Origin of the sequence: Actinoplanes sp. CA-252034 (assembly GCF_050956125.1) — a bacterium.
Lineage (GTDB): Bacteria > Actinomycetota > Actinomycetes > Mycobacteriales > Micromonosporaceae > Actinoplanes.
Genome location: NZ_CP191846.1, coordinates 8,932,280 through 8,958,413 on the forward strand (window position 1 = coordinate 8,932,280; position 26,134 = coordinate 8,958,413).

Here is a 26,134-nt window from a genome sequence, read left to right on the forward strand (position 1 = left end):
GACACCCATGAGCATCATGATTCGCGTTTGCCTCGCGGTGTGCGGGCGATTCGGCGTAATTAAGGGCTAACTGAAGAGGGCGCTGACCGACTCGCCGTTGTGTATCCGCCGAATGGCCTCGGCCAGCGCCGGAGCGATCGAGATGACGGTCAGCTTGTCGGTCGCCTTGTGCTTCGGGATCGGCACCGTGTTGGTGCAGACGATCTCCTCGATCTCCTTCTCCGCGGAGAGACGCTGCACCGCGTCGTTGGTGAGCAGGCCGTGCGTGCAGGCGACGCGGACACTGCGCACATTGCGCTCCCGCAGACGGGCCAGCAGCTCGAACACGGTGCTGCCCTTGGCGATCTCGTCGTCCAGCACGATCACGTCCCGGTCGGCGACCTCACCGATCACCGAGCTGATCACCACCTTGTCGTCGGCGAACCGCTGTTTAGCCCCGGCCGCCACCTCGATCCCCAGCATCCGGGCGAACGCCGCGGCCTCCTTGGCGTTGCCCAGGTCCGGCGAGACCACCACCGTGTTACTCAGGTCGTAGCCCTGGAAGTGGTGGGCCAGTTCGCGCAGCGCGTGCAGATGGTCCACCGGGATGCTGAAGAAGCCGTGCACCTGCGGCGAGTGCAGGGTCATGGCCAGCACCCGGTCGGCACCGGCGGTGGTCAGCAGATCGGCGACCAGACGTCCCCCGATCGAGATACGCGGGGCGTCCTTCTTGTCACTGCGGGCGTACGCGTAGTGCGGCAGCACCACGGTGATCCGGGCCGCCGACGCACCCCGCGCCGCGTCCAGCATGAACAGCAGTTCGGCGAGATGCTCCTGGGTCGGCGGGACCAGCGGCTGGATCAGGAAGACGTCACGTTCCCGGCAGTTTCCCTGCAGCTGGACCTCGATGCAGTCGTTGGCGAAGCGGTCGATCCGGGTCGGGAGAAGCTGTACACCGAGGTGCTCGCAGATCTCCTTTGCAAGATCAGGATGGGCGGATCCGGTGAAAACGGCGATGTCGCGCACGGCCCGAGGATAAGAGGCCCCCTGACGGGGTCGAAACGGCGGTCCGGCCTCGGCTACTTTGCAACCATGAATGGGCTCGCCGTCGCCTGCCGTCGTGTCGTCCACATCTATCGGGCCGAGGCCGGTGACGTGGTCGCGCTTGCCGGTGTCGACCTGTCCATCGCCCCCGGTGAGACCCTCGCCCTCGTCGGCCCGTCCGGCTCCGGCAAGTCCACATTGATCGCCCTGCTCTCCGGTCTGATGCGCCCGTCCGCCGGCCGCATCAACATCGGCACCTACGACATGGGCAAACTCTCCGACGGCGAGATCTCCCGGCTGCGCGGCACCGAGATCGGCGTCGTCCTGCAGGGCGCCGCCCGCAACCTGCTGCCGTACGCCACGCTGCACCGCAACATCTGGCTCGCCCAACGCCGGGCCGCGCACACCCGCGGCATCGAGCTCGACGACCCCGACCGCATCCTCGACCTGGTCGGACTCCCCGGTCAGGGCCGCCGCCGGCTCGCCGACCTCACCCCCGGCGGCCGTCAGCGCGCCGCCCTCGCCGTCGGCATCGCCACCGGCCCCGGCCTGCTCCTGGTCGACGAGCCGACCAGCCGCCTCGACACCGCCGGCCGCGACGAGGTCCTGGACGCCCTCGAGACGGTCAACACCGAACGCCAGACCACCATCGTCGTCGTCACCCACGACAACGAGGTCGGCGCCCGCCTTGGCCGGGCGGTCACCATCCGCGACGGCCGGGTCGGCGCCGAAGGCCGCGACGGCCAGGACTTCGCGGTGGTCGCCGGCGACGGGACGGTCCAGCTACCACCGGAGGTGCTGGGCTCCTACCCGCCGGGCACCCTGTTCACGGTCGCGCACATCGACGGCGAGGTGACCCTGGTGCCCTCCGGGCACGAGACCCCTTGAAACCACCCTTCAGAGGTACGCCCGGAGCACCGTCCCACCACCTCCGCAAACGTGGTGCCGTACTTCCCATCGTGTAGGTGAGGGTTCGCACCGACCGCACCCTCACGCCGTCGTCGCCGGGCGGGTCAGGGGCGGGGCCAGGTCGCGGCGCCGTCGGCGAGGTGGATCTCGCGATCGCAGGCGGCGGCCGCCTCCGGGTCGTGGGTGGCGAAGACGACGGTCGCACCCCGCTCCGCCTCGGCGCGCAGCAGATCGAGCACCCTCTGCCGGTTGGCGGCGTCGAGCTCGCTGGTCACCTCGTCGGCGAGCACGATGTCACCCTTCAGGGCGAGGCCCCGGGCCAGGGCGGTGCGTTGCTGCTGGCCTCCGGACAGTTCGTCGATCAACTGGTTCGCCTGGCCGGAGAGGCCGAGCGCCTCCAGCGAATCCGCAGTGCGCCGCCGGGCGTCAGCGGGCGTGCCGCCGGTAGCGATCACCGCCACCGACACGTTCTCAGCGGCGGTCAGGATCGCCGCGAGGCCGTTGTCCTGCGGGATCAGCACCACATTGAGCGATACGGCGTGATCCCGGCCGGTCAGCGCCGCCCCGTCGACCGTCACCGTGCCGGCGCGAGGCGACAGGAGACCCGCCATGGCGTTGAGCAGCGTCGTCTTGCCCGCCCCCGACGTGCCGGTGACCGCGAGCACCTCACCGGGCCGGGCGGTCACGGTCACCCCGGACAGCACGGGGTCGCCGTCGCCATACCCGAACGCGGCCCCCTCGACCGTCAGCGTCCCCATCGTCGTCTCCTCCCCATCTCAGCCCACCCATTCACACGAATCGCCTGAACCGCCGCATCCCAGCGGCACCGCAGCGCCGGTCGAACCCACGCTGCCGCCTCCACACCTGACCGCACCCGCACCGGACCGCACCCACACCTGACCGCGCCGCAGCGTCACCGCCCCGCCGCATCCGCGCCGCAGCCCCGTGCCACCGAAATGTCCGAGATACACCCGTCTTCGCAAACTCCACCATGTCGGATGGACGTCGCGTGAACCTCGATGCCCAACGCGCGGACCTCGACGACGGCAGCATTCGATCCGCACGACGCAGACCGGAAATGCCCGCCCGACGCCGGCCGGAGAAAGCCGCGCAACACGCACCGCAGAAGCCCACACCACACCGGCCGACGAAGACCGCACCCTGCCGGCCGAAGAAGGCCGCGCAACCGGGACCGCAGAAGCCCGCACGACGCCGGCCAAAGGAAGCCGCACAACACGCACCGCAGAAGCCCGCACCACACCGGCCGACGAATCCCGCACCCTGCCGACCGAAGAAAGCCGCACTACCGGGACCGCAGAAGCCCGCACCACGCCGAGCGAAGGATGCCGCACGACAACGGCCGGCGAGGACCGCACGACGCCGGCCGGGGAGGGCGGCGGGATCGGGGTCACCGGGACTCGATCCGGCGGCGGAGGTCGCGGCCACTGAGGATCGCGACCAGGAACTGGACGGCGAGGACCGCCCCGGCCGCCGCCAGCAGTGCCGTGGGCCGGGGCCACGTGGGCAGCGGCAGGTCGGGTGGGGTGAGCCCGGCCAGCGGCAGCGCCCACCCGGTGAGTCGCCACGTCACGGCCGCGACCAGCAGCCCGACGGTGGTCGCGATGACGACCAGCACCGGGTACGTCCAGAGGGTCGCCGATCCGGCCGGGCCGGGCCGGAGTCCCTGGATGCGCAGTGCGGCGAGGTCTTCGGTGCGGCGGGCACGGTCGACGGCGACGGTGAGGGCGAGCGCCCCGGCGCCGAGGAGCCCGGCGAGAACCGCGGCGAGCAGGTGGAACCAGAGAGCGACGGCCGCCCCCTGACGGTCGAGTCCGGCCTTGACCTGGGCGGCGGACGTCTCGGAGACGACCTGGAGGCCCTGCTCGTCGAGGCGGTCGATGATGTCGGCGGGCGCGTCGGCGTTGAGCCAGACCTCGGGTTGCGGCACGAGTTTCGGGGTGACCGAGATGAGGTCGCTGTATTCGAGGTCGATCATCACCCCGGTACGGCCGAGGGCGGGTACGGCCGGCAGGGCGACGGCGGCGGTGATCGGGATGGTGGTGGCGCCGGAGTCGATGATCGTCCCGGCGGCGGGTGGCTTTCCGGAGTACGCGATCGGCAGCGGGTAGGGCGTGGCGACCGGCTGGATCCAGGCGGTGTCGGCGATCGCCCCGGTGACGGTGAGGTCGGCCCGGAGACCGTCGGGCGCCGCGGACAGGCGTGCGGACTGGCTGGACCGCCAGCGGCCGGGGTCGGCGAGCGGGGCGGGCGACGTGGTCCGCATGCCGCGGATCACCATCTCGCCGGTGACCTGGGCGGTGCTGCCGGTCCCGGCGACCCGGACGCCGTTGAGCCGGCACCCGTTCTCGCAGATCGCCACGGTCTGCCGGTAGGTGTGTGTCCCGTTCTTGAGGTCGCCGAGCTCGACCACCTCGACGCCGGGGCCGTCCATCGCCGAGACGGAGATCCCCAGCTGCATGACTCCGGTGGTGGTGGCGGTGATCTCGACCGCGATGTCCTCGTCGGCGAAGAGGACGGGTGGTGGCGGCTCGTCCGGGTGGAGCAGCCGCCCGAGTCCGTCCCGGTCGGGGCCACCGGCCGCCCAGGCGGGGACCGCGGCCAGCGCCCGGGTGTCCACGGCGAGGCCGGGCGGGCTGGTGGAGCTGCCGGGGAGGCGGACGGCGGCCATCGCGAACCGCCCGTCCGGGTCGATGAGGCGGACCTTGGTGAGCAGGTCCTGCCGGGTGACGGACTGGACGACGAGGACCCGCTCGGCACCGGTGCCGAGCGACGCCTCGACGTCGCGGCCGCGGGCGGCGGTGTCGACCGTGCAGGCGGCGTAGCCGGCGACCGCGACGGAGGCGGCCAGCAGGGCGAACAGCCGGCCCGCGCCGGGGCGGCGGGACAGCTGGAGGCCGGCCAGCGCGACGCCGAGCCGCCCGCGGTGCAGGGCGCGGACGGCATACCGGTTGACCAGTGGCAGCAGCAGCCGGGCCGTGAGCAGCCCGAGGGCCAGCACGATCAGCGCGGGAGCGAACAGGCCGACCCCGGTGAGCGGCTCGGCGGAGAGGAAATACTGAACACCGGCGGCGATGGCGAGGACCGCGACGATGGCCTCGGCCGCGGCCAGGCGGCGACGGTCGGCGGGTGGGGTACGCCGTAGCAGCCGGCTGACCGGGCTGATCAACTGTCGTCGCTGGGCTGCCACGGCGGCGACGAGAGCGGCCGCCGCGGCCAGTGGCGCATACCGTAGCGAGGTGAGAGCCGGTGCCGTCCCGACGCCGGGGAAGAGGGCCGCGGCCACGGCGTTGACCAGCAGTTGCCCGGCCAGGCAGCCGGCGACGGCCCCGGCCAGCACGGCGACCAGGCTCTCCCCTGTGGCCAGCCACCAGCGGGTCCACCAGCGGGCGCCGCGGAGTGCCACGACGGCGAGCTCGCTCTGCCGGCCCTCCGCGCCGTAGCCGACGGTCAGGTAGATGGTGAAGCAGGCGAGCAGGACGAGCGGCACGGCCAGCACCGGGACGAGGTCTCGGGCGGCGACCCGGCCCTCGTCGATCCGGTCGAGCAGGCGGGGGATCCCGCTGTCGAACTGCAGCGACTCCTCCAGCTCGGAGGCGGTGGCGTCGAGCCGGGCCATGTCGGCGCGGAGCTGGCCGAGCCGGTCGACGTCGAGGGTGCCGGGCTGGGCGATGCCGTCGATCGCCATGCTCGTGGTGGTCCGCTGCATCGTGTCGAGGGTGCCGGCGGTGGTGAAGACCGGTTCGCCCGTGCCGATGCCGTCGCCCGAGACGAAGTAGCCGTGCAGACCCCAGTAGGCGTCGGTGGGGTCGGTGGCCCGGTAGACCCCGGCCACGGTCAGTCTCTTGGGCGCGCCGTCGGGATCCCAGACGGGCGGGCGGACCAGGCCGTTCATCCGGGCCGCGGTCAGCGTGATCGTGTCGCCGGGGGTCAGCTCGCGCATCCGGGCCGTCTTCTCACCGACCAGCACGTCCCCCTCGCCGGTCAGGCAGCGCCCGGCGGTCAGTTGCACGTGGGCGCAGAGGTCCTGACGGAAGACGAACCGGGTGGGGAAGTCGTTGGACGGCGCGAGCCCGATCGTGGGCACCTCGGCGGAGTGGTAGAAGGTGAACCCGCTCAGCCCGAGCAGCAGCACCCGGCCGACGTCGGGGAACTTGATCCCGGCATTGCGTGACGGCTCCTGGAGGCTGTCGGAGGTGTGGCGGGCCGCCAGGGTGAGCTCGCTGTTCGGCGCGGTCGCGATCTGGCCCTCGGCGACGGCCCGCTCGGCCGCGATCAGGTAGGCCGGCGCGGCGACCGCCGAGGCGACCGCGAGCATCGCCAGCAGGGCCAGGGTGACGGCCTGGCCCCGCCTGTTCCACACCATCGCCAGGACCAGGGAGATCATCGGCCGGCCTCCCGGTCACGCAGGCTTCTCATCAGCGGTTGCAGGGCGATCCGGCCGGTCACGCCGAGGACCGCCAGAGCCGTGGCCACGGCCAGCGCCGTCGCCACCGGCTCGAGCGGGCCGGGCGGCGGCAGCACGGCCCAGCCGTCGGTGAAGGGCGGGACCGTCCGGTCGGTCACGTCGACGGCGAGCAGCGCTGCCAGCACCCCGCCGGTCAGGCCGGCCAGGATCAGGGACGCGGTGCCCGCCCAGCCGATGCTGACGGTGACTCGGCGGGGCAGTCCTTGCAGGCGCAGCGCGGCCAGTTGCTCGGCCAGCGCGCGACGATCCACGGTGGCGGTGACCGCGACGGCGACAGCCGCGAGCAGCAGCGCCGCGACACCGGCGAGCAGCTCGAAGCGGACCAGGACGGCCGGGCCCTGGGCGCCGAGGCGGGCGGCGTGGCCGGCCACGTCGGTGTCGTCGGTCACGGTCAAGCCGGCCGCGGTGAGGGCCTCGACGATGCCGGGCCGGGCATCGGGCGCGAGCCACACCTGGAACTGTCCTCCGGGGTCGTTGTCGGCGGCCAGGCGACGGGTGCTGTCCAGGTCGAGGACCAGGCCGGAGGCGCCGACCGCGGGCAGGGCGGTCACATTCCGGACGACCTGCACCGGGGCGAGCTCCCCATACCCCACGAGGAGCGCCTCGTCGTCCTGCCATCGGTCCGGCACGGGGCCGGCCAGTAGCGCGGGCAGCGGCAGCAGGCGGTCGGACGCCCACGCCTCGGTGCCCACCCGGTCCACCTGGGTGGCGTTGTCGTCGGCGGCCAGCCGGAGCGTCCCGTCGGCCGCGACCAGATCGATGGCGGCGCCCACGGTGCCGACCCGCCAGCGGGTGATGTCGCCGAGCGCGGATCCGTCGAGCACGGCGGCGCCCTGGTCGAGCCGGCGCAGGACGACCGCGGCCCCGGCCCGTGCCGGACGCGTCCGCCCGTCCGCGGTGGGTGGGCCGGTCAGCTCCCAGCGGACGAGCCGGCAGCCGGGCGCCGAGGTACAGCCCTTCACCGGCACGGTGACGGTCTGGTCGCCGGCGCGCAGTGCGCCGAAGGCGACGGTCACCGGCTGCCCGGTCCCCTCGTGCTGCAGGCGGAGGGTGAGCGCCACGGCAGCGTCGCCGTCGCGCCGGACGGTGGCGGTCAGCCGGTCGCCGGTGACCAGTGGCAACGGGGTGAGCGCGGTGGCGGCGACGGCGTCCGGCAGGGCGGTGACCGAGCCGTACTCGGAGCGCCAGGCGGCGACCGCGGCGAGCCGGGAGGTGTCCACCTCGATGATCTGGCCGGTGTCGGTCCGGTTACGCACCACGGCCATCGCCTCACGGCCGTCCGGGTCGGCACCGCGAACGGCGTTGAGCAGGACGGTCCGGTTGGTGGCGCTCACGCTCAGCACCCGGCTCGCACCGAGCTCGGCGTCACTGCGCACGGTCCGGCCGGCGCTTTCGGCGGACCAGCCGCCGGCCGCCGTGACGAACAGCGCGACGGCGACGACGACCAGCACGAAAAGCCGGTCGGAGCCGGGTGACCGGGAGATCCGCACGGCGGTCAAGCCGGCCCGTAGCCGCCCGGCTCGCAGGGCCGCGGCGCCGCCCCGGTCGGCGGCCCGGTTGAGCAGGCGGGCGGCGATCAGGCCCACGGCGAGCGCCACCAGCGCCAGGGCGGCACGGCCCAGGCCGTCGCCGGCCCCGGCCGAACGGACCTGGTAGAGGGCTGCGGCGGAGACCGCGAGCAGGACCACGTCGACGAGCGCGGGCTGCCAGGCGCCGCGCCGGGAGGCGGCCCGCTGCAGCAGCGCGGAGACGGATCGGCCGAGCACGGTGGCCTCGACGGCGGCCAGGACCGCGAGGCCACCGGCCAGCACCGCGGCGACCGCGAGCGCGCTCCAGATCAGGGCGGTTCGCCGGTCCAGCGGGACCGGCACCGGCCCGGCCAGCGCCCAGGCCACCAGATATCCGAGGGGGGCGCCGATCAGCGCGCCGGCGACCATCGGGACGAGGTGCTGCCCGAGGGCCAGCCGCAGGCGCCCGAACCGGCTCACCCCGCGCAGTTTCAGCAGGGCCGCGTCGGCTCGCCGGTCACGCAGCGTGTACCACCCGGCCAGGCCGAGAGCGAACCAGGTGAGGACGAGCAGTTGGGCGCCGGAGGCCGAGATGCCGTTGAGGATGGTGTCGCGGTCGCGGACGATCGCCTGGTGCAGCGGGGTGGCCTGGCTGTTGAGCCGCAGCTGGGACTGGCCGAGCAGACGGTCGGACGCGGCGAGCGCGGCGCCGAGGTCGAAGCCGCCGTCACCGCGCAGAAGAGCCTGGGAGAGCACCACGTCGTACGCCACGGTCGGGCTCCGCAGGTGCGAGTGCTCGAAGGTGGCCGCCACCGTGAACATCGGATCCGGTCCGGTCAGGGGCCGGAACAGGCGGCTGGACCAGTAGGTGCCGGTCGGATCGGATCGGGCGTAGAGGCCGACCACCCGCAGTGTCAGCGGCTCGGGCGAGGACGGGGTGAGGACGGTGAGCTCGTCGCCGGTGGAGACGCCGAACCGCCGGGCGGTGTCGTGGCTGAGGGTCACCTCGCGAGCGGCTGCCGGGCAGGCGCCGTCGATCCGGACCCGGTCACAGAACTCGTCCCGGAAGGCCAGGTCGATGTTGGTGCCGGCCGGGCCGGTCTGCAGGCTGATCGACGCGGAGAGCCCGGTGATCCCGTCCCCGGCCCCGGCGGGCAGACCGGCGCGGACCTGGTCGGCGAACTGCCGCAGAGCGCCGACCGGGTCGCCCCGGGTGTCGACGCGGCTGGTCACCGCGACCGTGCGCTGGCTCGGCGGCGCCGCGTCGAGATAGGCGTCGGCCGCCTCGCCGACGGCGGCGAACCCATACCACGGGCCGGCCGCGGCGACGGCGGCCGCGAGCGCGGTCAGCACCAGAATCGTCAGCACCTGTGCGGCTCGGGTCCGCACCGCGCCGAAGACGAGCGCGAACATTCACCCCTCCCCCGGTTGCCGGGGACGTTACGCGATCAGGGGGCCGCTCGGGGGCCCCTGTGGACAGACGGGCCTTAACCGGTTCACAACCAGCCGCGGCGCTTGAGGTAGAGATACAGCCCGGTTGCCGAGAACACGATGAGCACCGTGCTCAGGACGAAGCCCCACCACTTCTCGAATCCGGGATAGGGAAGGTTCTGTCCGAAATATCCCGTCAGAGCGGTGGGAATCGCGATGATCGCCGCCCACGCCGCCAGCTTGCGGGTGACCACGTTGAGCTCGTTGCTCTGCTCGGCCAGATCGTCGTCGAGCAGTTCGGTGATCCGGATCCGGGAGTGCTCGATCAGGTCCAGGGCGTGCCGGGCATGGTCCTCGACATCGCGGTAGTAGGGAGCGAGATGGTCATCCCGCGCGAAGGAACCGGCGAAGGAGTGGGTCACCTCGGTCATCGGGGCCACCGCCCGGCGCAGGGCGGCCAGGTGCCGGCGCAGGGTGAAGCCACGTCGCCGCACGTCACGGGGCGCCGGGCCGTCGCCGAGCATCCGGTCCTCGACGGAGTCCATCGCCTCGTCGATCCGCTGGGCGATCCGGTACTGGGTGTCGACCACGAGGTCGAGCAGCGCGTACACCAGGAAGTCGACGCCGCCGGGCGGGCGCTCGCCGTCGGCCCACCGGTCCAGCACGGGCTGCATGTCGAACGGCGCCCGGTGCACGGTGATCAGGACCTGCGGGGTGATGAAGGCGCTGATCTCGGTCTTGCGCGGCTCGTCGTCGAACGCGACGGCGTAGACGTTGAGGAACAGGTGGTTCTCGTACCGGTCCAGTTTGGGCCGTTCGTGCTCCTGGAGGGCGTCCTCGACAGCCAGCGGGTGCAGGTCGAAGCGGCTCGCGAGCTCCCTCAACTCGTCGTCGGACGGATCGTCGAGGTCATACCAGAGCACCGCGCCCGGGTCGTCGACGTAAAGACGGGAGGTCACGGCCTAGGATAAGCCGTGACCTGGATCGATCAGTTGCTGACCGCCTTCTACGACGCCAAGTGGCAGGTGACCGACGGTCAGGCCATCTACTGGCGGGAGATCGTCGGCAACGCGTTCGGCCTCGGCTCGGCGCTGTTCGGGTTGCGCCGCAACGCGTGGGCCTGGCCGGTCGGGATCGTCGGCAACGTGCTCCTCTTCACGGTCTTCCTCGGTCAGGCGCTCGGCAACGACCAGGGCACCCCGCTCTACGGCCAAGCCGCCCGGCAGGTGTTCTTCCTGGTCACCAGTGTGTACGGCTGGTGGGCCTGGCAGCGCAACCGCCGGCGGGACCACGGCACGGCCGTGGTCCCGCACTGGGCGAGCCCACGGCAGCGCCTGGTCTTCATCCCGCTCGCCCTGGTCGCGGTGGGCGTCTGTTTCGTCGTGTTCCGCGAGGTCGGGGCCGGCTTCCCGGTCCCGTGGTGGTACTACCTCGCGGACTCGTGGATCTTCGTGGGATCGATGCTGGCCACCTACGCGATGGCGCGGGGCTGGGTCGAGTTCTGGCTCTGCTGGATCGCCGTGGATCTGGTCGGCGTGCCGGAGCTGCTGCACTTCGGCTACTACCCGTCGGCGATCCTCTACGCGGTCTACGCGCTCTTCGTCATCTGGGGCTTCGTGGTCTGGCTGCGGATCTCCCGGGCGGTCTCGTCGTCACCCGCTCCGGCTCCGGCCGCGGCCTGACGGCGCAGCATCCACAGGCTGACCGGCACCCCGGCCGCCACCAGTACCGCGGCCACCACCAGCGAGAACTGGTAGCCGGCCAGGAAGTCGCCGCCGGCGGCCTCGGTCCGGTTGCTCAGGATCGCGCCGAGGACGGTGACACCGAGCAGGCCGAACACCTCGCGGGAGACGTTGAGCATGCCGGAGGCGATGCCGGCCCGCTCCGGCGGCAGCGCGTCGACCACCACGGTGTTCAGCGGGATCAGCAGGCCGCCGCCGACGCCGTAGAGCAGGAACCAGGGCAGCAGGTCGCCGTAGGTGGTGCCCTCGCCGTACCCGGCGATCCCGGCGATCGCCGCGGCCATCACGGCGAGACCGAAAGCGGTCACCCGAGCCACTCCGAATCGGATCTCCAGGCGCGGCGCGAGAACGGCGCCGGCGGCCGTGATGATCGCCATCGGGATGAAGGCGGCGCCCGCCTCGGTCGGCGAGAAACCGAGGATGTTCTGCAGGTAGATGGCCATGTAGAAGTAGATGCCGAAGACGCCGAAGGCCCACAGGCCCATCGCCAGCAGACCGCCGGAGAACATCCGGGACCGGAAGAAACGCAGGTCCATCATGGCGTCGGCGTTGCGGTTCTGCAGCAGCACGAACACCACGGCCGCTACGGCCGCGACCGCGAATGAACCCAGGATGAGCGGCGAGGTCCAGCCCTCCGCGGCCCCCTCGATGAGGGCGTACGTGAGAGCGAACAGCCCCAGTGAGGAGGAGGCGAGCCCGGCCGGGTCGAGCCGTCGCAGCGACCACCCGTCCCGGACCGGCCGGCGGGGCACGCTGACCAGTGTCAGGACGAGCGTGGCGACGCCGATCGGCAGGTTGATCAGGAAGATCCAGCCCCACGAGACGTGTTCGCTGAGCACGCCGCCGGTGAACGGCCCGACCGCGAGAGCGAGCGCGCCCACCCCGCCCCAGACGCCGATGGCGGTGGCCCGCTCCTTCGGGTTCGGGAACAGCTCCTGCAGTAGCGCCAGTGACGCCGGGGCGAGCAGCGCCGCGCCGACACCCTGGACCGCACGTGCCCCGATCAGCAGGCCCTGACCGTCAGCGAGCCCGGCGGCGACCGAGGCGACCGTGAAGATCACCAGTCCGGCGACGAACGCGAGCCGGTTGCCGAGGACGTCCGCGACGCGGCCACCGGCGAGCAGGAGCCCGGCGAAGACCAGGATGTACGCGCTGGTGATCCACTCGAGGCCGGAGATGCTCAGGCCCAGGTCCCGCTGGATCGACGGCAGCGCCACGTTGACGACGTTGTTGTCGAGGTACGTCATGAAGGTGCCGAGCGCTACCGCGACCAGCGCCCACCACCGTCGGTTCTTCTCCATCAGATCCCCCTGTACGACGTACTTGTACGGTGTACATGTACCTCGTACATGAGACCCGTACGTCGTATAGTTGTCAAGTGACCGGTGATCGACTGACCAAGGCCGCCGTGGCCGACCGCGCGCTCCGCCTCGCCGACGAGGAGGGGCTGGAGGCAGTGACGGTCCGTCGCCTCGCCAAGGAGCTGGGCGTCACCCCGATGGCGCTCTACTGGCATTTCAAGAACAAGGAGGAGCTGCTCCTCGGCATGATCGATCATCTGCTCGCCGACGTGCGGGCCGACGCCGACACGGACGCCTCCTGGCAAAAGCGGCTACGTAGAGTCATCGAGACGGTGGTCGGGGTGATGCGTGCACATCCGTCACTCCCGCTCCTTCTGCACGCGGTGGACAAGACGCGGACGGAGAGCTTCAACCGGGCGACGAACGACACACTCGCACTGCTGGGCGACGCCGGGTTCACCGTCGAGGAGGGGTATTGGGTGGCTACGTACCTCTTGAACGGTTGCATGGGCGCCGTAAGCGGCCAGCCGGGGTGCCCGCCGGGCATCCCCGCCGACCAGGAGCCGGAGTGGCGGCGCCAGAGGCGGGTGCAGCTCGAGAGCATGCCCGCCCACCGCTTCCCGATGATGATCCGGCTCGCCGAGTCCTATCGCGACGAGCCCGACACGGACCGCTACTACACGTTCGCCGTCGACCTGCTGATCGCCGGCGTCGAGGCGATGGCCGCAGCCAAGCGATAGACCGACTTCTCTGAAGGGGCGTGCCGGCACGACGCGGCACGCCCCTTCGCGCTGCCCGTCTCAGACACATCGAGACATCTCAGTGCATCTTTTTGCAAGCCGACAGCAGACACTTCCAGAAATTGAAAGAAGTTGCTAACTTCCACGTCACGTGAACGCGGGATTACCAACTCGTTGAGCCCGCGTTTCCCCGTGACACCGCCCGTCCCCCCGAGGTGGTTGGAGGCCCCCGTGTCCCGAATACTCCGCAGAGTGCTGGCCGCGCTCTGCGCCGTACCCCTGCTGCTCCTGACCGAACTGCCCGCCGCGCACGCGGCGACCACGGTGACCGTCTATTACCAGGCGCCCTCGTCCTGGTCAACGGTGAACATCCACTACGCGCCGACCGGCGGCACCTGGACGACCGCGCCCGGCCTCGCGATGAGCGCCTACACCGGGTGTTCCGGCTGGTACAAGAAGGACCTCGACCTCGGCAGCGCCACCGGCATGCAGGTCGTCTTCAACAACGGCTCCGGCACCTGGGACAACAACTCAGGAGCCAACTACAGCGCGGGTACGGGCACCGTCACGATCTCCGGTGGCGCGGTCGGCTCGGCAGCCCCGTGCGGCACCACCGCGGCCAACTCGGCGACCGTCTACTACAGGACCGCCTGGACCACGACGTACCTGCACTACGCACCGACCGGTGGATCCTGGACGACCGCGCCCGGCGTGGTGATGAACGAGGAGGCGTGCACCGGCTGGGTCCGTAGGACCGTCAGCCTCGGCACCGCCACCACGTGGGCCGCCACCTTCAACAACGGCTCCGGGACCTGGGACAACAACGCGAGCAGGAACTACTCGCTGGGCACCGGGACGATCACCGTCAACGGTGGCGTCGTCACCGCCGGCGCCACCAGCCCGTGCGTGACCGCCCCGGCCGACACCACGTCGCCGGCCGCCCCGACCGGGCTGACCGCCACCGCGGCCGGCACCACGGTCACCCTCGGCTGGACCGCTTCCACCGACGACGTCGGCGTGGTCGGCTACCGGATCACCCGCGGCGGCACCGTGCTGAGCAGCTCGACCACCGGATACACCGACCGTGGCCTGAGCGCGAACACGTCCTACACCTACCAGGTGCAGGCGCTCGACGCGGCCGGCAACCTCTCCACCGCGGCATCGAAGACCGTCACCACCGGCGCGGCCGGCCCGGCGCCGGCCGGCGGCGAGATGCTCGGCGGCGACCCGCGCAAGGACAGCATCTACTTCATCCTCACCGCGCGGTTCAACGACGGCGACACCACCAACAACCGCGGCGGCAGCCAGCACACCAAGTCCGGCAACGCGGCGAACGACGACACGATGTTCCGCGGCGACTTCAAGGGCCTCGTCGACAAGCTCGACTACATCAAAGGGCTCGGCTTCTCCGCCATCTGGATCACGCCGGTCGTGCTGAACCGCTCCGACTACGACTTCCACGGCTACCACGGCTACGACTTCTACGAGGTCGACCCGCGGCTGGAGTCGAACGGGGCGTCCTATCAGCAGCTGATCGACGCGGCCCACGCCAAGGGCCTCAAGATCTACCAGGACATCGTCCTCAACCACAGCTCGCGGTGGGGCGCCAACGGCCTTTACACCCCGACCGTGTACGGCGCGCGGAACAATGACTGGAAGTGGTACTACAGCGAGAAGGTCGCCGGCAAGACGTACAACCCGCTCGAAGAGCACCAGGGCAACGACTCCACGATGACCGCGGCACAGAACGCGCTCGCCAAGGGCCGCCCCTACAACGGCGACCTGTGGAGCAGCACCGCGCCGTCCGGCAACACCTGCCCCAACTACGGGGTGGCGACCGGCGGCAAGAGCCCCGAAGGCTTCGCGCTCTACAACTGCCAGTGGCCGCAGCCGACGAACAAGATGTTCCCGTCCACGCTCTTCCACCAATGCTGGATCGGCAACTGGGAGGGCGAGGACGCGCGGTCGTGCTGGCTGCACGAGGACCTCGCCGACTTCAACACCGAGAACGCCGTCGTCCAGGACTACCTGATCGGGGCCTACAAGAAGTACATCGACATGGGCGTGGACGGCTTCCGCATCGACACCGCCGTGCACATCCCCCGCGTCACCTGGAACCGCCGCTTCCTGCCGGCCTTCCAGGAGATCCTCACCCAGAAGTACGGCGCCACCAAGGCCAAGGACTTCTACATCTTCGGTGAGGTCGCGGCGTTCGTGAACGACAAGTGGAACCGTGGCTCGGTCAACCACTCCGCCCAGTTCTTCACCTGGAAGGAACGGTCGGCCTACTCGTCCGACGACGTCACGGCGGCGATCGAACAGTTCAATTACGAGAACAATCTGGGTACGGGCAGCCAGCCGACCAGTACCAACGCGTTCCTGTCGGGCAACAACTATCACGCGCCGGACCACTCGAAGTTCTCCGGCATGAACATCATCGACATGCGCATGCACATGAACTTCGGTGATGCCAACAACGCGTACTGGAACGGCAAGGACTCCGACGACTCGGTCAACGACGCCACGTACAACGTCGTCTACGTCGACTCGCACGACTACGGGCCCAACAAGTCCTCGGTCCGCTACACCGGCGGCACCGACGCGTGGGCCGAGAACATGACGCTCATGTGGACGTTCCGCGGCATCCCGACGCTGTACTACGGCTCGGAGATCGAGTTCCAGGCCGGCAAGCAGATCGACTGCGGCCCGACCTGCCCGCTCGCCACCACCGGCCGTGCCTACTACGGCAACCAGATCGCCGGCAGCGTCACCGCCGCCGACTACGGTGTGATCAGCTCGGCCAGTGGCCAGGTCGCCACGACGCTGTCGCAGCCGCTGGTCAAGCACCTGCAGCGGCTCAACCAGATCCGCCGGGCGGTGCCCGCCCTGCAGATGGGCCAGTACTCCACCGAAGGCGTCACCGGCAACATGGCCTACAAGCGCCGCTACACCGCCAACGGGGTGGACAGCTTCGCGCTGATCGCGGTCTCGAACGGCGCCACCTTCAGCGGCATCCCGAACGGCACCTACGTCGACGCGGTCACCGGCGACACCAAGACCGTGACCGGGGGTTCGCTGACCATCGACCTGAACGCCAAGGGCAACCTGCGCGTCTACGTCCTCTCGACGAGCGCCACCCCGGCGCCGGGCAGGATCGGATCCGCCACCACCTATCTCAAGTAGCCACCCCGCATCCCCACTCACCGCGCCGGCCGGGTCCTCACCCGGTCGGCGCGGCGAGTTCCGGCCTCTCCCGCACACCCCGGCCAAAACCCACTCGGCGCGCGATGAGCTGCCGTCCCTCTCGCACCCGGCCAAACCCACTCGACGCGCCACGAGCTCCCGCCCCTCCCGCGCCGCGGCGGGCCCACTCGGCGCGCGATGAGCTCCCGCCCCTCCCGCGCCGCGGCGGGCCCACTCGGCGCGCGATGAGCTCCCGCCCCTCCCGCGCCGCGGCGGGCCACTCGGCGCGCGATGAGCTGCCATCCCCCGCGCCGCGGCCAGCCCACTCGACGCCTGATGAACTTCATCCCCCTGGCCGCGGCCAGACCCACGCGACGCCCGGTGAGCTTCCATTCCCCGGGCCGCGGCTGGAGACCTTCCGCGGATTCTGGGTCGAGGTCCCTCCCCATCTCATGGACGTCCGGTGGTGACCGGACGTCTGCGTCGCCGTCATCGGCGATACCTCATCCGCCTTGATCGTGCCCAGGGCGCACCCGATGCGGAGTCAAGCCCCCGCGGGTCCGATCGATACGAGATACGAAGCGAGGCTCTACGACGGGTCGCGGCCAAGGCGGCGGACGCACCCAGTACCGGATCTGGGCACCATTGCCCCCTCTACAGGCGGTGACCGAACCGACTCGACATCGGGTACGCCAACCGCCCCTGCTCGATCAGGAAGCCCCGAGTCATACCTCCGACTTTGACTTCACATGATGTCTAGACCCCCTCGGCGGTCTCACACCCCGAGTGTCAGCGGCCCGCACCGGTTAGCCGGCCCGCTTGGGTTCCAACCACTCTCTACTTCCGACAGCCCGCTTCGGTTTCGCGGGCGCCCTTGGGCTCCGCCAGCCGCTCCGGCACAGCCTGGCCGCTCCGGCACAGCCGACCCGCGCTGGCGCAGGCGGGCCGCTCCAGCTCCGCCGACCGCTCTGGCGCAGGCGGCCCGCTCCGGCACAGCCGACCCGCGCTGGCGCAGGCGGGCCGCTCCGGCACAGCCGGGCCGCTCCAGCTCCGCCGACCGCGCTGGCGCAGGCGGCCCGCTCCGGCACAGCCGGGCCGCTCTGGTTCCGGCGGCCCCCTCGCCGCCGGAACCGGAGGGCCGCGCGAATAGCGCGGACCGGGAGGCCGGTCAGGCGCCGATCAGCTCGGCGACCGCCTCCGCCGTCGCAGGATGAGCCGTGAGCAGGCCCACCACCGGCGACATGTCGTCGCCGGGGGCGGCGGCCACCGGCGTCCACTCCCCCGCACAGCCGAGAAGGGCCGCCACCGCATCGGCCGCGGCTGGGTTGTCCGCCAGCAGCGCTGCCGCGGCGGCCGCCGGACCCGCCGGACCCGCCGGCCCGGCCGGGCCGGACTGGCCGGCCCGGATCGCGGACGGCCGGGTGCGGGCCGGAGCGTTCCACGGGGCGGTCCACGTGTCGAGAGCGGCCAGCGAACCCGGGAAGGTGCGTCCCGCCTCCCGTGTCAGTACCGGCACCAGTTCGGCGGCCTGCCGTCTCAGGGTGGTGATCAGGGTCGGCAGCCATGGCAGCAGCACCGGGTCGGGCAGCCGCGCGAACGCCTGGGACAGTGTCTCCACCACGAACGGCGCAAGCCTCGGGACCGGTTCGAGCGCCTGCACGAACCCGCTCACATACTGCGGGAACGACGGCACCACCAGAGGGTTGCCGAGCAGCTCACCGACGCGCACCCGCAGGTCGGCCAGAGGGAGCGCCCCGAGTTGGTGCAGCGCCGCCCAGAGGAGCGCGATCTTGGCTGGGGACTCCGGGTGCGACTGCTGGACCGCGATCTCCAACTGGGTGCGGTCGCAGCCCAGCGACAGGGCCAGGCTCTCCATGCTGAACAGGAAACCCAGCATCGCCCCGACCTGCCGGACGCCGGTGTCCTCGTCGACGAAGGCGGTCGGCAGCAGTGTGCAGTAGTGCGCATACCCTCGATGACGAACCGCCCGCACCACGCCGGCAGCATCGGCGTGGTGGCCCGGTAGTGCCCGAGCAACCGGCGGATCCGCCGCAGCACGTCGGGGGCGTCGTCGACGGTCCGCTCGGCCGACAACAGCTCGATCGCGCGGGCCCCGAGCTCGTCGGTGAGCCGCGGGCTCTCCAGGAAGAGCAGCGAGTTCTCCACGGCCTTGAGCGCGGTCGCGGCGGTCGCCTTCGGATCCCAGGCGTCCCGGCGGAGCCGCTGCTCCAGCACCTGCTCGAGGGTGACGCCCTCGTAGCCGAGCTCGATGACGGCACGCTGGTTGCGGCCGAGATCGAGGTCCCAGCTCTCCTGGATGTGTCTCTCCCCGAGCTTGCGGCTGCCCATGATCGGGCGGACCGCCTGGTCGGGCAGGAGATAGCGCAGCATCCAGAGCACGTGCGAGCAGGCGGCCAGCTCGGGCCGGGCGGACAGGTCGAGCAGAGCCCGCTGGATGCTGCGCTGCTCGAGGTCGAGCCCCAGCGGCGCGAGCCGGTCGTAGACGTCCCGCGCCAGCGGCGGCAGTGCCTCGTAACCGACCTGCCCGATCCGGTCGCCGCCGAGCAGGATCTCGCAGAGGCGCCGCACGTCGCGGCGGCCGGGCACGGTGTCCTTCTCGATGCAGGTGACCGCGGCGTCCTGGAAGTCGTACGGTGTCGGCCGCACCCGCCCGCGCATCCCCGCCAGCAGCACCGACGTCTCGAACACCGCGATCGCGTCGGCCGTGCTGGCCAGGTACCCGTTACGGCGGGCGAGCCGGACGATGTCGACGCACCAGCCCCGCAACTCCTCCTCGTCGAGCCCGTCGAGCACCGGCGGCCCGGCCAGATAGCCGGTCAGGTGGTCGACGACCGGCCCGCTGCCGGCGGCCGGCAGCGGCAGCGCCTTCTTCGCCTTCCGGGCGCCTTTCTGCCCCTCCAGCCGGAACGGTGTGAGCCGCAGTCGTTGCAGCTGCTTCTGCCAGGTGGCGGCCGCGATCGACACCGAGCCGGGGGCCAGTCCGAACTGCGACTCGATCGCCGAGTGACTGGACGGGATCAGCCCGTACAGCCAGGTCGTGCCGGTCCGTGGGGTGATCGCGAAGTCGGGGGTGCCGGGGGCCGAACCCGCCTCCGGCACCCGGCTCGCCGCATGGAACGCCCCACAGATGTAGAGGCAGTCGGCCGGGTCCGTGCCGGACCGCGCGAGGTGCTCGCGGATCCGGGTCCACATGTAGCGCTCCCGGTCCTCGTCGCCGGCATACCGTCGCGTGTCATGCGGCGCCAGCCGCCGGAAAAGGCTGCCGATCAGGACCATGACCTGCCGGTACGTCTCGTGGTCGGCCCCGGCGAGTGGCTGCTCCACATACTGGTCCCACCACTCCGACCAGTGCCGCACCCGGCCGTGGCGGAGCAGGTGCTCCTCCAGCTCGGCGAAGCGGGGCCGCAGGTCGCCGATCTCCACGCCGACCGCGTCGCCGTGCAGGTCGTCCTCCGGCTCGGGGGTGTCCGCCGGTGACGCGACGTCGGGCTGCCACTGGAACACGTGGTCGGTGGACCGGTCGACCAGGACCAGCTCGACGCCGGGAGTGTCCAGGGCGTAGGAGATCGCCTGATACTCGGCGGACGCCTCGGTGATCGGCGCGATCACCGAGAGCGGCGCCGACTCCTTGGCGAAGCCGTCCAGCTCGGAGGCGAAGGCCTGCAACGCGACCGGCAGCCGGCAGTTGCGCAGCTCGGTCAGCAGCGGCTGCAGGTCCTCGCAGAGCTCCAGGTAGACCACCTTGGGTTGTTTGTCCCGGAGCCGCCGCAGCATGGCCAGCGCGGAGGCCGGCGAGTGGTGGCAGACGGGGAAGATCTCCAGCGGTTCGCGCAACGCGTGGTCGACGTCGTCGACGATCCCGGCGAGGATCTCCGGCAGCGCGGCCGGCCCGTCCGCCAGTGACTCGGCCGCGCCCAGCAACTGGTCGCGGAGCGGATCGAAGGGGCTGCTCACGACAGGGTCGCGATCGCCTTGCGGCCGCCGGAGAGGAAGCCGTCCCACTCGCCGCTCTGCTCCCGGCTGCGCGGCTCGATCACGCCATGCCAGTACTTGTTGAGGATCGCCAGGTCTTCCGGGCTGCGCCGGGCGAGCGAGCCGACCAGCGACGACGCGAGGGTCTCCGAGGTGAGGGCGCGGGCGCCGAAGAAGTTGCTGTGCAGGATCGCGTCCTCCAGGACACCGATCTGCTCGGCGGTGGACAGCGCCGACTCCAGGCGCTCGTCGTCGCTGCCGGCCGCGGCGGCTGCGGCCCGCAGGTCGGCGAAGCTCTGCAGCAGCACATCGAGCAGGGTGGGCGGGACCTCCAGCTCGATGTTGTGCCGGCGCAGCAGCTCCTCGGTGCGGAACCGGACGATCTCCGCCTCGCTCTTCTTGTTGGTCACGACCGGGATGCGGACGAAGTTGAACCGCCGCTTCAGCGCCGAGGACAGGTCGTTGACGCCCCGGTCGCGGCTGTTGGCGGTGGCGATGATGCTGAAGCCGGGCTTGGCGAAGACGATGTTGTCGTCGTCGAGCTCGGGGATCGACACGTACTTCTCGGAGAGGATCGAGATCAGCGCGTCCTGCACGTCGCTGGTGGACCGGGTCAGCTCCTCGAAACGGCCGATCACCCCGGCCTCCATCGCCGTCATGATCGGCGACGGGATCATCGAGGCCCGGGACTGGCCTTTGGCGATGACCATCGAGACGTTCCACGAATACTTGATGTGGTCCTCGGTGGTGCCGGCGGTGCCCTGCACCACGAGGGTCGAGTTGCGGCTGATCGCGGCGGACAGCAGCTCGGCCAGCCAGCTCTTGCCGGTGCCCGGGTCGCCGATCAGCAGCAGGCCGCGGTCGGAGGCGAGGGTGACGATGGACCGCTCGACGAAACTGCGGTCGCCGAACCATTTCGGGGCGATCTCGCGCTCCAGCCCGTCGGCACGCTCGGAGCCGAGGACGAACAGGCGGACCATCTTGGGGCTCAGGCGCCAGGAGAACGGTTTCGGGCCGTCGTCGACCGACTCCAGCCAGTCCAGCTCCTCCGCGTACTTGACCTCGGCGGGGGCGCGCAGCATGTCACTCATGGGGACGGTCTCCTAGGGTGAGAGATCAGACGAGGAAGTTCTTGAGCTCGGTGACGAGCTTCTTGATGTGGCCGGACAGGACCGGGGTGCCCTGGTCCTTGAAGCGCTGCCGGAACCACGGGTTGACGCTCTGATGACCGCCGCTGCTGACCGAGCCGACCGGGATGAACTTGACCCCGGAGCGGTGCACGGCCTGCATGCCGTCCCAGACGGCCTGCTCCTGCCACTCGTAGAAGTCGGAGATCCAGACGACCACGGTGTTACGCGGATCGGTGATCTTGGGGCGGGCCAGGTCGAGCGCGACCGTGCCGTCGGTGCCGCCGCCCAGCTTCGTGTGCAGCAGGACCTCGAACGGGTCGTGCACCCACGGGGTGAGGTCGAGCGCCCGGGTGTCGTAGGCGACCAGATGCACGTCGACCTTGGGTAGCCCCGCGAAGATCGAGGCGAGGATGGTGCAGTTGACCATCGCGTCGACCATCGACCCGGACTGGTCCACCACGACGATCAGCCGGGCCGGCTCGATCCGTTTCGCGGTCTGCCGGTAATAGAGCCGGTCGACGTAGAGCCGCTCGTCCTCGGGACTCCAGTTGGGCAGGTTCTTCCAGATCGTGCGGTCGAGGTCGAGGTTACGGAAGATCCGCTTCGGCGGGACGGACCGGTCGATCGTCCCGGCGCTGGCCTGGGCGACCTGGGTGCGCAGCACCTCGGCCACCTCGTCGACGAACCGGCGGATCAGCGCCTTGGCGTTGGCCAGCGCCACTCCGTCCAGATTGTCCTTGTCGCGCAGCAGCTGCTCGATCAGCGACATGCTTGGGGTGAGCTGCCGGGCCAGCCGGTTGTCGGCGAGCACCTCACGCAGCCGCATCCGGCTGACCAGGTCGCCCTCGATCCCGGCCAGGGTGGCGCCCAGACCGGCCCCCGCACCGGACGCGCCGGCACCCCCACCCCCACCCGCACCCGCACCCGCACCGGCACCGGCCGCCCGCCCGCGCAACTGGCCGGGCTCGCACCCCATCGCACGCTCGAACCAGCCGGCGTCGGCCTGCCAGCGCTGCAGTTGCTCGGCGGTCACGTTGCCGGAGCCGGTGGCGAAGACGTTGAGCAACAGTTTCGACACCAGGGCGGCCCGGCGGACCTCGCCCTCACGGTCGTCGCCGGGATCGCTCATCAGCCCGTCGAACTCGGCCTCCAGCTGGGGGAACCGCTGCACGACGGTGTCCACCGAGACGGACGGGTCGAGCAGCGCGGCCGGCAGGCCCAGGTCGCCGACGATCGCCATGCTGCCCGATTCCAGGGTGGCCTGCTCCTCCGGGTCGAAGAGCCGGGCCAGCAGCCGCCAGTAGAGGACCTGACGGCGCGTCTCCGCAGCGCTCATTTCCGCAGCAACCTTCCCGCGCGCTCGCGCAGCACCTCGACGGCGGTGCCGGCGACGGCCTCCGCCTTGGCCGCCTTGGCCTCGGTCGGGCCGAGCGCCCAGTCACCGGTGTGCGCGGCGACCGGCTTCTTGCGCACCACCGACTGCACGGCGAGCGGCTGCACCGCCCAGCGGCCGGCATCCCACCGCAGCAGACCCAGGCAGGCCGTCGAGGCGGCGATCAGAGCCGGGGTGATCGGGCCGGCGGCGGGCAGCCGGCCGGTGTCGACGGCGAGCGTGACACCGCCCAGCTCGAACGACTCGGCACCGGCGGTGTAGCCCTCCAGCAGGACCGGCTCGGCGATGGCGACCGGGTGCCGGTCGAGCGGCGGCACGGCCGGAGCGGTGGCGCCGCCGAGCCGGACCCGGGCGGCCGCGAACGGGTCGGCGGGCTCGCCCTGCACCGCCCGTGACTCGTCCCAGAGCAGGTCGCCGGCTGGGGTGAGCGGCATGCCGGTGACCTGCACGGTCCGTTGCCCGGCCAGCGCCGCCCGGAACACCGGGAACGCCGAGAGCATCCGCCACGCGGACGGGCCGCTGATCGTGTCGACCTTGGCGGCGGCGACGCTGACCCGGACCAGCCGCACCTCGCCGCCGGGGGTCTCCAGGAGGCCGTGCGCCTGGGCCCGGAAGACCGTCGGGTGCTCGTGCAGGTCGGCTCCGAGGAGCACGAGCCGGCCGTCGGCCGGGGTGGCCGCACTGCCGGGGAAGGCGTCCTGGGAGAGCAGGACCGCTCGCGCCCACAGGTCGGCCCAGCGGCGCACCGGGATCCGGTCGAGCGTGGCGACCGGGGCGGCGCTGCGCAGCTCGGCGGCGAACCCGTCGAGCAGCACCGCGGGCCGGCGCCCGGACGGCTCGGCGAGCAGCGCCTGAACGGCCCGGGCGCCGCCGCCGGCCAGCTCGTGGTCGACCCCGCGCCAGCCGGCGAGCGCCAGCTCACGAAGCCAGGACCGGCCGCCGGCGAGCATCGGCCGGGAATCACCACCGGGCAGCGACTGCCCGGCCCCGTCGCCGGGCGGCGTGCCCCACGGGGAGCGGGACCGGCCGAGCGCCGCGTCGAGCCGGCCGAGCAGGGCGTCGTGTGCCGCGCCGGTCAGGGCGGCACGGGCGCCGGCCAGGACGGCCAGGTGATCGTCGGTCACGGTGCCCGCGACGATCTTGCCGATCGAGTCGGCGACCCGGTCGGCGAGCGGTGAGCCGGTGAAGGCGGCCGCGAACGACTCCAGGGCGGCGGCGCGCTCCTCGTCGATCCGGGCCAGGCCGTGGACAAGCACGTCGTCGAGGCCGTCGATCAGGGTGAACGCCTCGTCGACACCGGCCGGTGCGGCGCGCAGCGCGTCGGCCAGCATCAGCTCACCGCCCCGGCGGCCGGAAACCAGTGCAGCTCGGGCAGCGGCTCGACGGTGGCCGGCACCTCCAGGTAGGCCAGGTGGCGCAGGAACCCGCTGAACACCTCGGCGGCCCGGTTGGGGGCGGTCGTCGGGTGCAGCCCGGACCAGAGGTCGTCGTCGCCGTCGGCGAGGGCGACCTTGAGATAGCGGGCGACGCGCTCCACTCCATACTGCGCGACGGCGGCGTCGGCCAGGGCGCGCAGATGGTTGCAGGCACGGGCGCCGCCGGAGAGGCCGCCGCACGGCCGGTTGTTGTTGGTGTTGCAGCTCAGGCCATGGTCGCCCGCGGTGATCGAGGAGACGTAGACCCGCTCCACGTCGGACCCGCTGGACACCACTCCCTGCAGTCGGCCGTCGGCCAGCTCCACGAACGGCACCTTCGCCAGCTTGCGCGGTCGCACCGGCGCGATCACCGGCGCTGCGCTGCGTCGCTCATGGGCGACACCCCCGCTTGTCACAACCAGACCTCCTCACGAACAGGTGCCGAAGTTCTATCCCACCGGTACGACAAAACCGCGTGGACCGAGGTGGGGAGGGGCTTTCCGGCAGTCTCGGGAGAACATGACAAGCCCCTGGCGAGCGATTACCATAGTCATGAAAAGTCATCCCGAGGCTGGTCATCGCGATCCAGTGAGGAAGTGGTTCGTGGTCGTTCAGGTGCCTCAGCCCGAGTTCGGTCGCCGTCTCCGGAAGTTGCGGGCCGATCTGGGGCTGTCCCAGCGCGATCTGGCCTCCGGGGCGGTCAACCAGTCGTACATCTCGCTGCTCGAGTCCGGTGCCCGGGTGCCCACCCTCGACGTGGTCGCCCATCTGGCCAAGGTGCTCAACGTGCCGCTCCGCGACCTGGCCGGCGACATCGACATCCCCACCGGGCCGGAGGACACCGCGGCCGGCCGTGCCGAGCTGGTCCAGGAGCTGCTGGCCACCAGCGCCATCGACCAGGGCGACCTGGAGCAGGCCGAGGAGCGGCTCGCCGCGATCTTCGCCGCCGCTCTGGCCTCCGGCAATCCGCACGCGACCCTGACGCACGGGCTGGCGCTGGACCGGGTGGTGGAGATGCGCGGCGACCGCAACGCGAGGTATGAGTTGCTGACCCGGCTGCTGCCGGTGGCCGAGGTCGCCGGAGTGCCGGAGGCCCGGGTGCGGATCCGGGTGTCGCTGGCCGCCGCGGCCCGTGACGTCGGCCGGCTGGACGAGGCGTTCACCCACGTGGAGCAGGCCGGCCAGGAGATCGACGGCACCGCGTTCCGGCACGGCAGCGAGCACATCAAGCTCCTGGCCGTGCACATCTCGGTGCTGGCCGAGGCCGGCGGCGGCGCGGAGATCGTCCGCCTGGTGAACAGCATGCTGGCGATGGCCGAGGCGCTGGGCAGCCCGTCGATCAGCGGCCGGGCGCAGTGGGCGGCGAGCCTGGCGCTCGCCTCGGCCGGCGAGACGGACCGGTCGCTGGAGCTGCTCGACGGCGCCCGGCGGATGCTGGCCAACCCGCGGACGTCGCTGCGGGACTGGGCCCGGTTCAGCCGGGCCGCCGTGTCGACTCTGCTCGACGTCCGGGCCGCGCCGGAGACGATCGAGGAGCACATGGCGGCGGCGCGCGCGGCGACGGCCGCCGAGTCGGGCGCCGAGGCCAACCGGCTGGCCGCCCTCGAGGTGCGCTACGCGATCGCGACCGGCGATCCGGAGCGGGCCGTCGCGATGGCCGCGTCGGTCGACCGCAGCCGGCTGATGGGCCTGGAGGGCGTGCGCTTCCTGCACGCGCTGGGCAGCGCCCTGGCCCAGGCCGGCCGGACCGCGGAGGCGGTGGCCACGCTGCGCGAGGCGGCCCAGGCGGCCGAGGACATCTCCGCTTTCCGCCGGGCCTCGCAATTGTGGCGCGAGCTCAACGAACTCCATTGAGGCATGCATTCTGCCGCTGACGGTGA

Annotated in this window: 15 protein-coding genes and 1 pseudogene; 5 read left to right on the forward strand and 11 right to left on the reverse strand. The window is 71.6% G+C overall.

Annotated elements, in window-relative coordinates; translation table 11 throughout:
* Positions 1–66 precede the first annotated feature (66 nt).
* On the reverse strand, positions 67–1,005 hold the full coding sequence (locus ACQPZW_RS40460) for a ribose-phosphate diphosphokinase (RefSeq protein ID WP_433791331.1): 939 nt from the start codon (positions 1,003–1,005) through the stop codon (positions 67–69).
* A gap of 66 nt (positions 1,006–1,071) precedes the next feature.
* Here ACQPZW_RS40460 and ACQPZW_RS40465 point away from each other — a divergent pair, with 66 nt between their 5' ends.
* On the forward strand, positions 1,072–1,911 hold the full coding sequence (locus ACQPZW_RS40465) for an ABC transporter ATP-binding protein (protein WP_433791332.1): 840 nt from the start codon (positions 1,072–1,074) through the stop codon (positions 1,909–1,911).
* Positions 1,912–2,036: 125 nt separating this feature from the next.
* Here the strand turns inward: ACQPZW_RS40465 and ACQPZW_RS40470 are convergent, their stop codons facing one another.
* The 4 genes from ACQPZW_RS40470 to ACQPZW_RS40485 form a co-directional block, all read right to left on the reverse strand.
* Positions 2,037–2,690, reverse strand: coding sequence for an ABC transporter ATP-binding protein (locus ACQPZW_RS40470; protein WP_433791333.1), 654 nt, complete (start codon positions 2,688–2,690; stop codon positions 2,037–2,039).
* Between the two features lie 650 nt (positions 2,691–3,340).
* Positions 3,341–6,337, reverse strand: a complete 2,997-nt coding sequence (locus ACQPZW_RS40475) for an FtsX-like permease family protein (protein WP_433791334.1) — start codon at positions 6,335–6,337, stop codon at positions 3,341–3,343.
* Entirely contained in the window at positions 6,334–9,339 is a 3,006-nt protein-coding gene (locus tag ACQPZW_RS40480) for an FtsX-like permease family protein (RefSeq protein WP_433791335.1), read from the reverse strand. The genes ACQPZW_RS40475 and ACQPZW_RS40480 overlap by 4 nt, the downstream gene beginning before the upstream one ends.
* Positions 9,340–9,422: 83 nt before the next feature.
* Positions 9,423–10,316, reverse strand: coding sequence for a magnesium transporter CorA family protein (locus ACQPZW_RS40485; protein ID WP_433791336.1), 894 nt, complete (start codon positions 10,314–10,316; stop codon positions 9,423–9,425).
* 15 nt (positions 10,317–10,331) lie between these two features.
* On the opposite strand from ACQPZW_RS40485, the gene pnuC reads away from it, so the two are divergent.
* Positions 10,332–11,039, forward strand: a complete 708-nt coding sequence (gene pnuC / locus ACQPZW_RS40490; protein WP_433791337.1) for a nicotinamide riboside transporter PnuC — start codon at positions 10,332–10,334, stop codon at positions 11,037–11,039.
* On the opposite strand, the gene ACQPZW_RS40495 is transcribed toward pnuC, so the two are convergent.
* On the reverse strand, positions 10,946–12,400 hold the full coding sequence (locus tag ACQPZW_RS40495) for an MFS transporter (RefSeq protein WP_433791338.1): 1,455 nt from the start codon (positions 12,398–12,400) through the stop codon (positions 10,946–10,948). The genes pnuC and ACQPZW_RS40495 overlap by 94 nt on opposite strands.
* A 77-nt stretch (positions 12,401–12,477) precedes the next feature.
* Here ACQPZW_RS40495 and ACQPZW_RS40500 point away from each other — a divergent pair, with 77 nt between their 5' ends.
* Positions 12,478–13,140, forward strand: a complete 663-nt coding sequence (locus tag ACQPZW_RS40500) for a TetR/AcrR family transcriptional regulator (RefSeq protein WP_433791339.1) — start codon at positions 12,478–12,480, stop codon at positions 13,138–13,140.
* Positions 13,141–13,371: 231 nt separating this feature from the next.
* Positions 13,372–16,323 (forward strand): carbohydrate binding domain-containing protein, encoded by a 2,952-nt coding sequence (locus tag ACQPZW_RS40505; RefSeq protein ID WP_433791340.1) that lies wholly within the window; start codon positions 13,372–13,374, stop codon positions 16,321–16,323.
* 1,168 nt (positions 16,324–17,491) lie between these two features.
* On the opposite strand, the pseudogene ACQPZW_RS40510 reads toward ACQPZW_RS40505, so the two are convergent.
* The 5 genes and pseudogenes from ACQPZW_RS40510 to ACQPZW_RS40530 form a co-directional block, all read right to left on the reverse strand.
* Positions 17,492–20,346, reverse strand: a pseudogene (locus ACQPZW_RS40510) (DUF5682 family protein).
* The gene (locus ACQPZW_RS40515) at positions 20,295–21,407 is read right to left on the reverse strand and encodes an ATP-binding protein (RefSeq protein ID WP_433791341.1); all 1,113 of its coding nucleotides are present in this window, start codon (positions 21,405–21,407) and stop codon (positions 20,295–20,297) included. Before ACQPZW_RS40515 ends, ACQPZW_RS40510 begins: the two are co-directional and overlap by 52 nt.
* Positions 21,408–21,432: 25 nt before the next feature.
* A complete protein-coding gene (locus ACQPZW_RS40520) occupies positions 21,433–22,782 on the reverse strand; it encodes a vWA domain-containing protein (protein WP_433791342.1) in 1,350 nt (449 codons plus the stop codon).
* Positions 22,779–24,170, reverse strand: a complete 1,392-nt coding sequence (locus tag ACQPZW_RS40525; protein WP_433791343.1) for a hypothetical protein — start codon at positions 24,168–24,170, stop codon at positions 22,779–22,781. Before ACQPZW_RS40525 ends, ACQPZW_RS40520 begins: the two co-directional genes overlap by 4 nt.
* Positions 24,170–24,670 (reverse strand): hypothetical protein, encoded by a 501-nt coding sequence (locus ACQPZW_RS40530; protein WP_433791344.1) that lies wholly within the window; start codon positions 24,668–24,670, stop codon positions 24,170–24,172. The genes ACQPZW_RS40525 and ACQPZW_RS40530 overlap by 1 nt, the downstream gene beginning before the upstream one ends.
* A gap of 187 nt (positions 24,671–24,857) precedes the next feature.
* On the opposite strand from ACQPZW_RS40530, the gene ACQPZW_RS40535 reads away from it, so the two are divergent.
* Positions 24,858–26,108 carry a helix-turn-helix domain-containing protein gene (locus ACQPZW_RS40535; RefSeq protein ID WP_433791345.1) on the forward strand — a complete coding sequence of 417 codons (1,251 nt, stop codon included), beginning with the start codon at positions 24,858–24,860 and terminating at the stop codon, positions 26,106–26,108.
* Positions 26,109–26,134 lie beyond the last annotated feature (26 nt).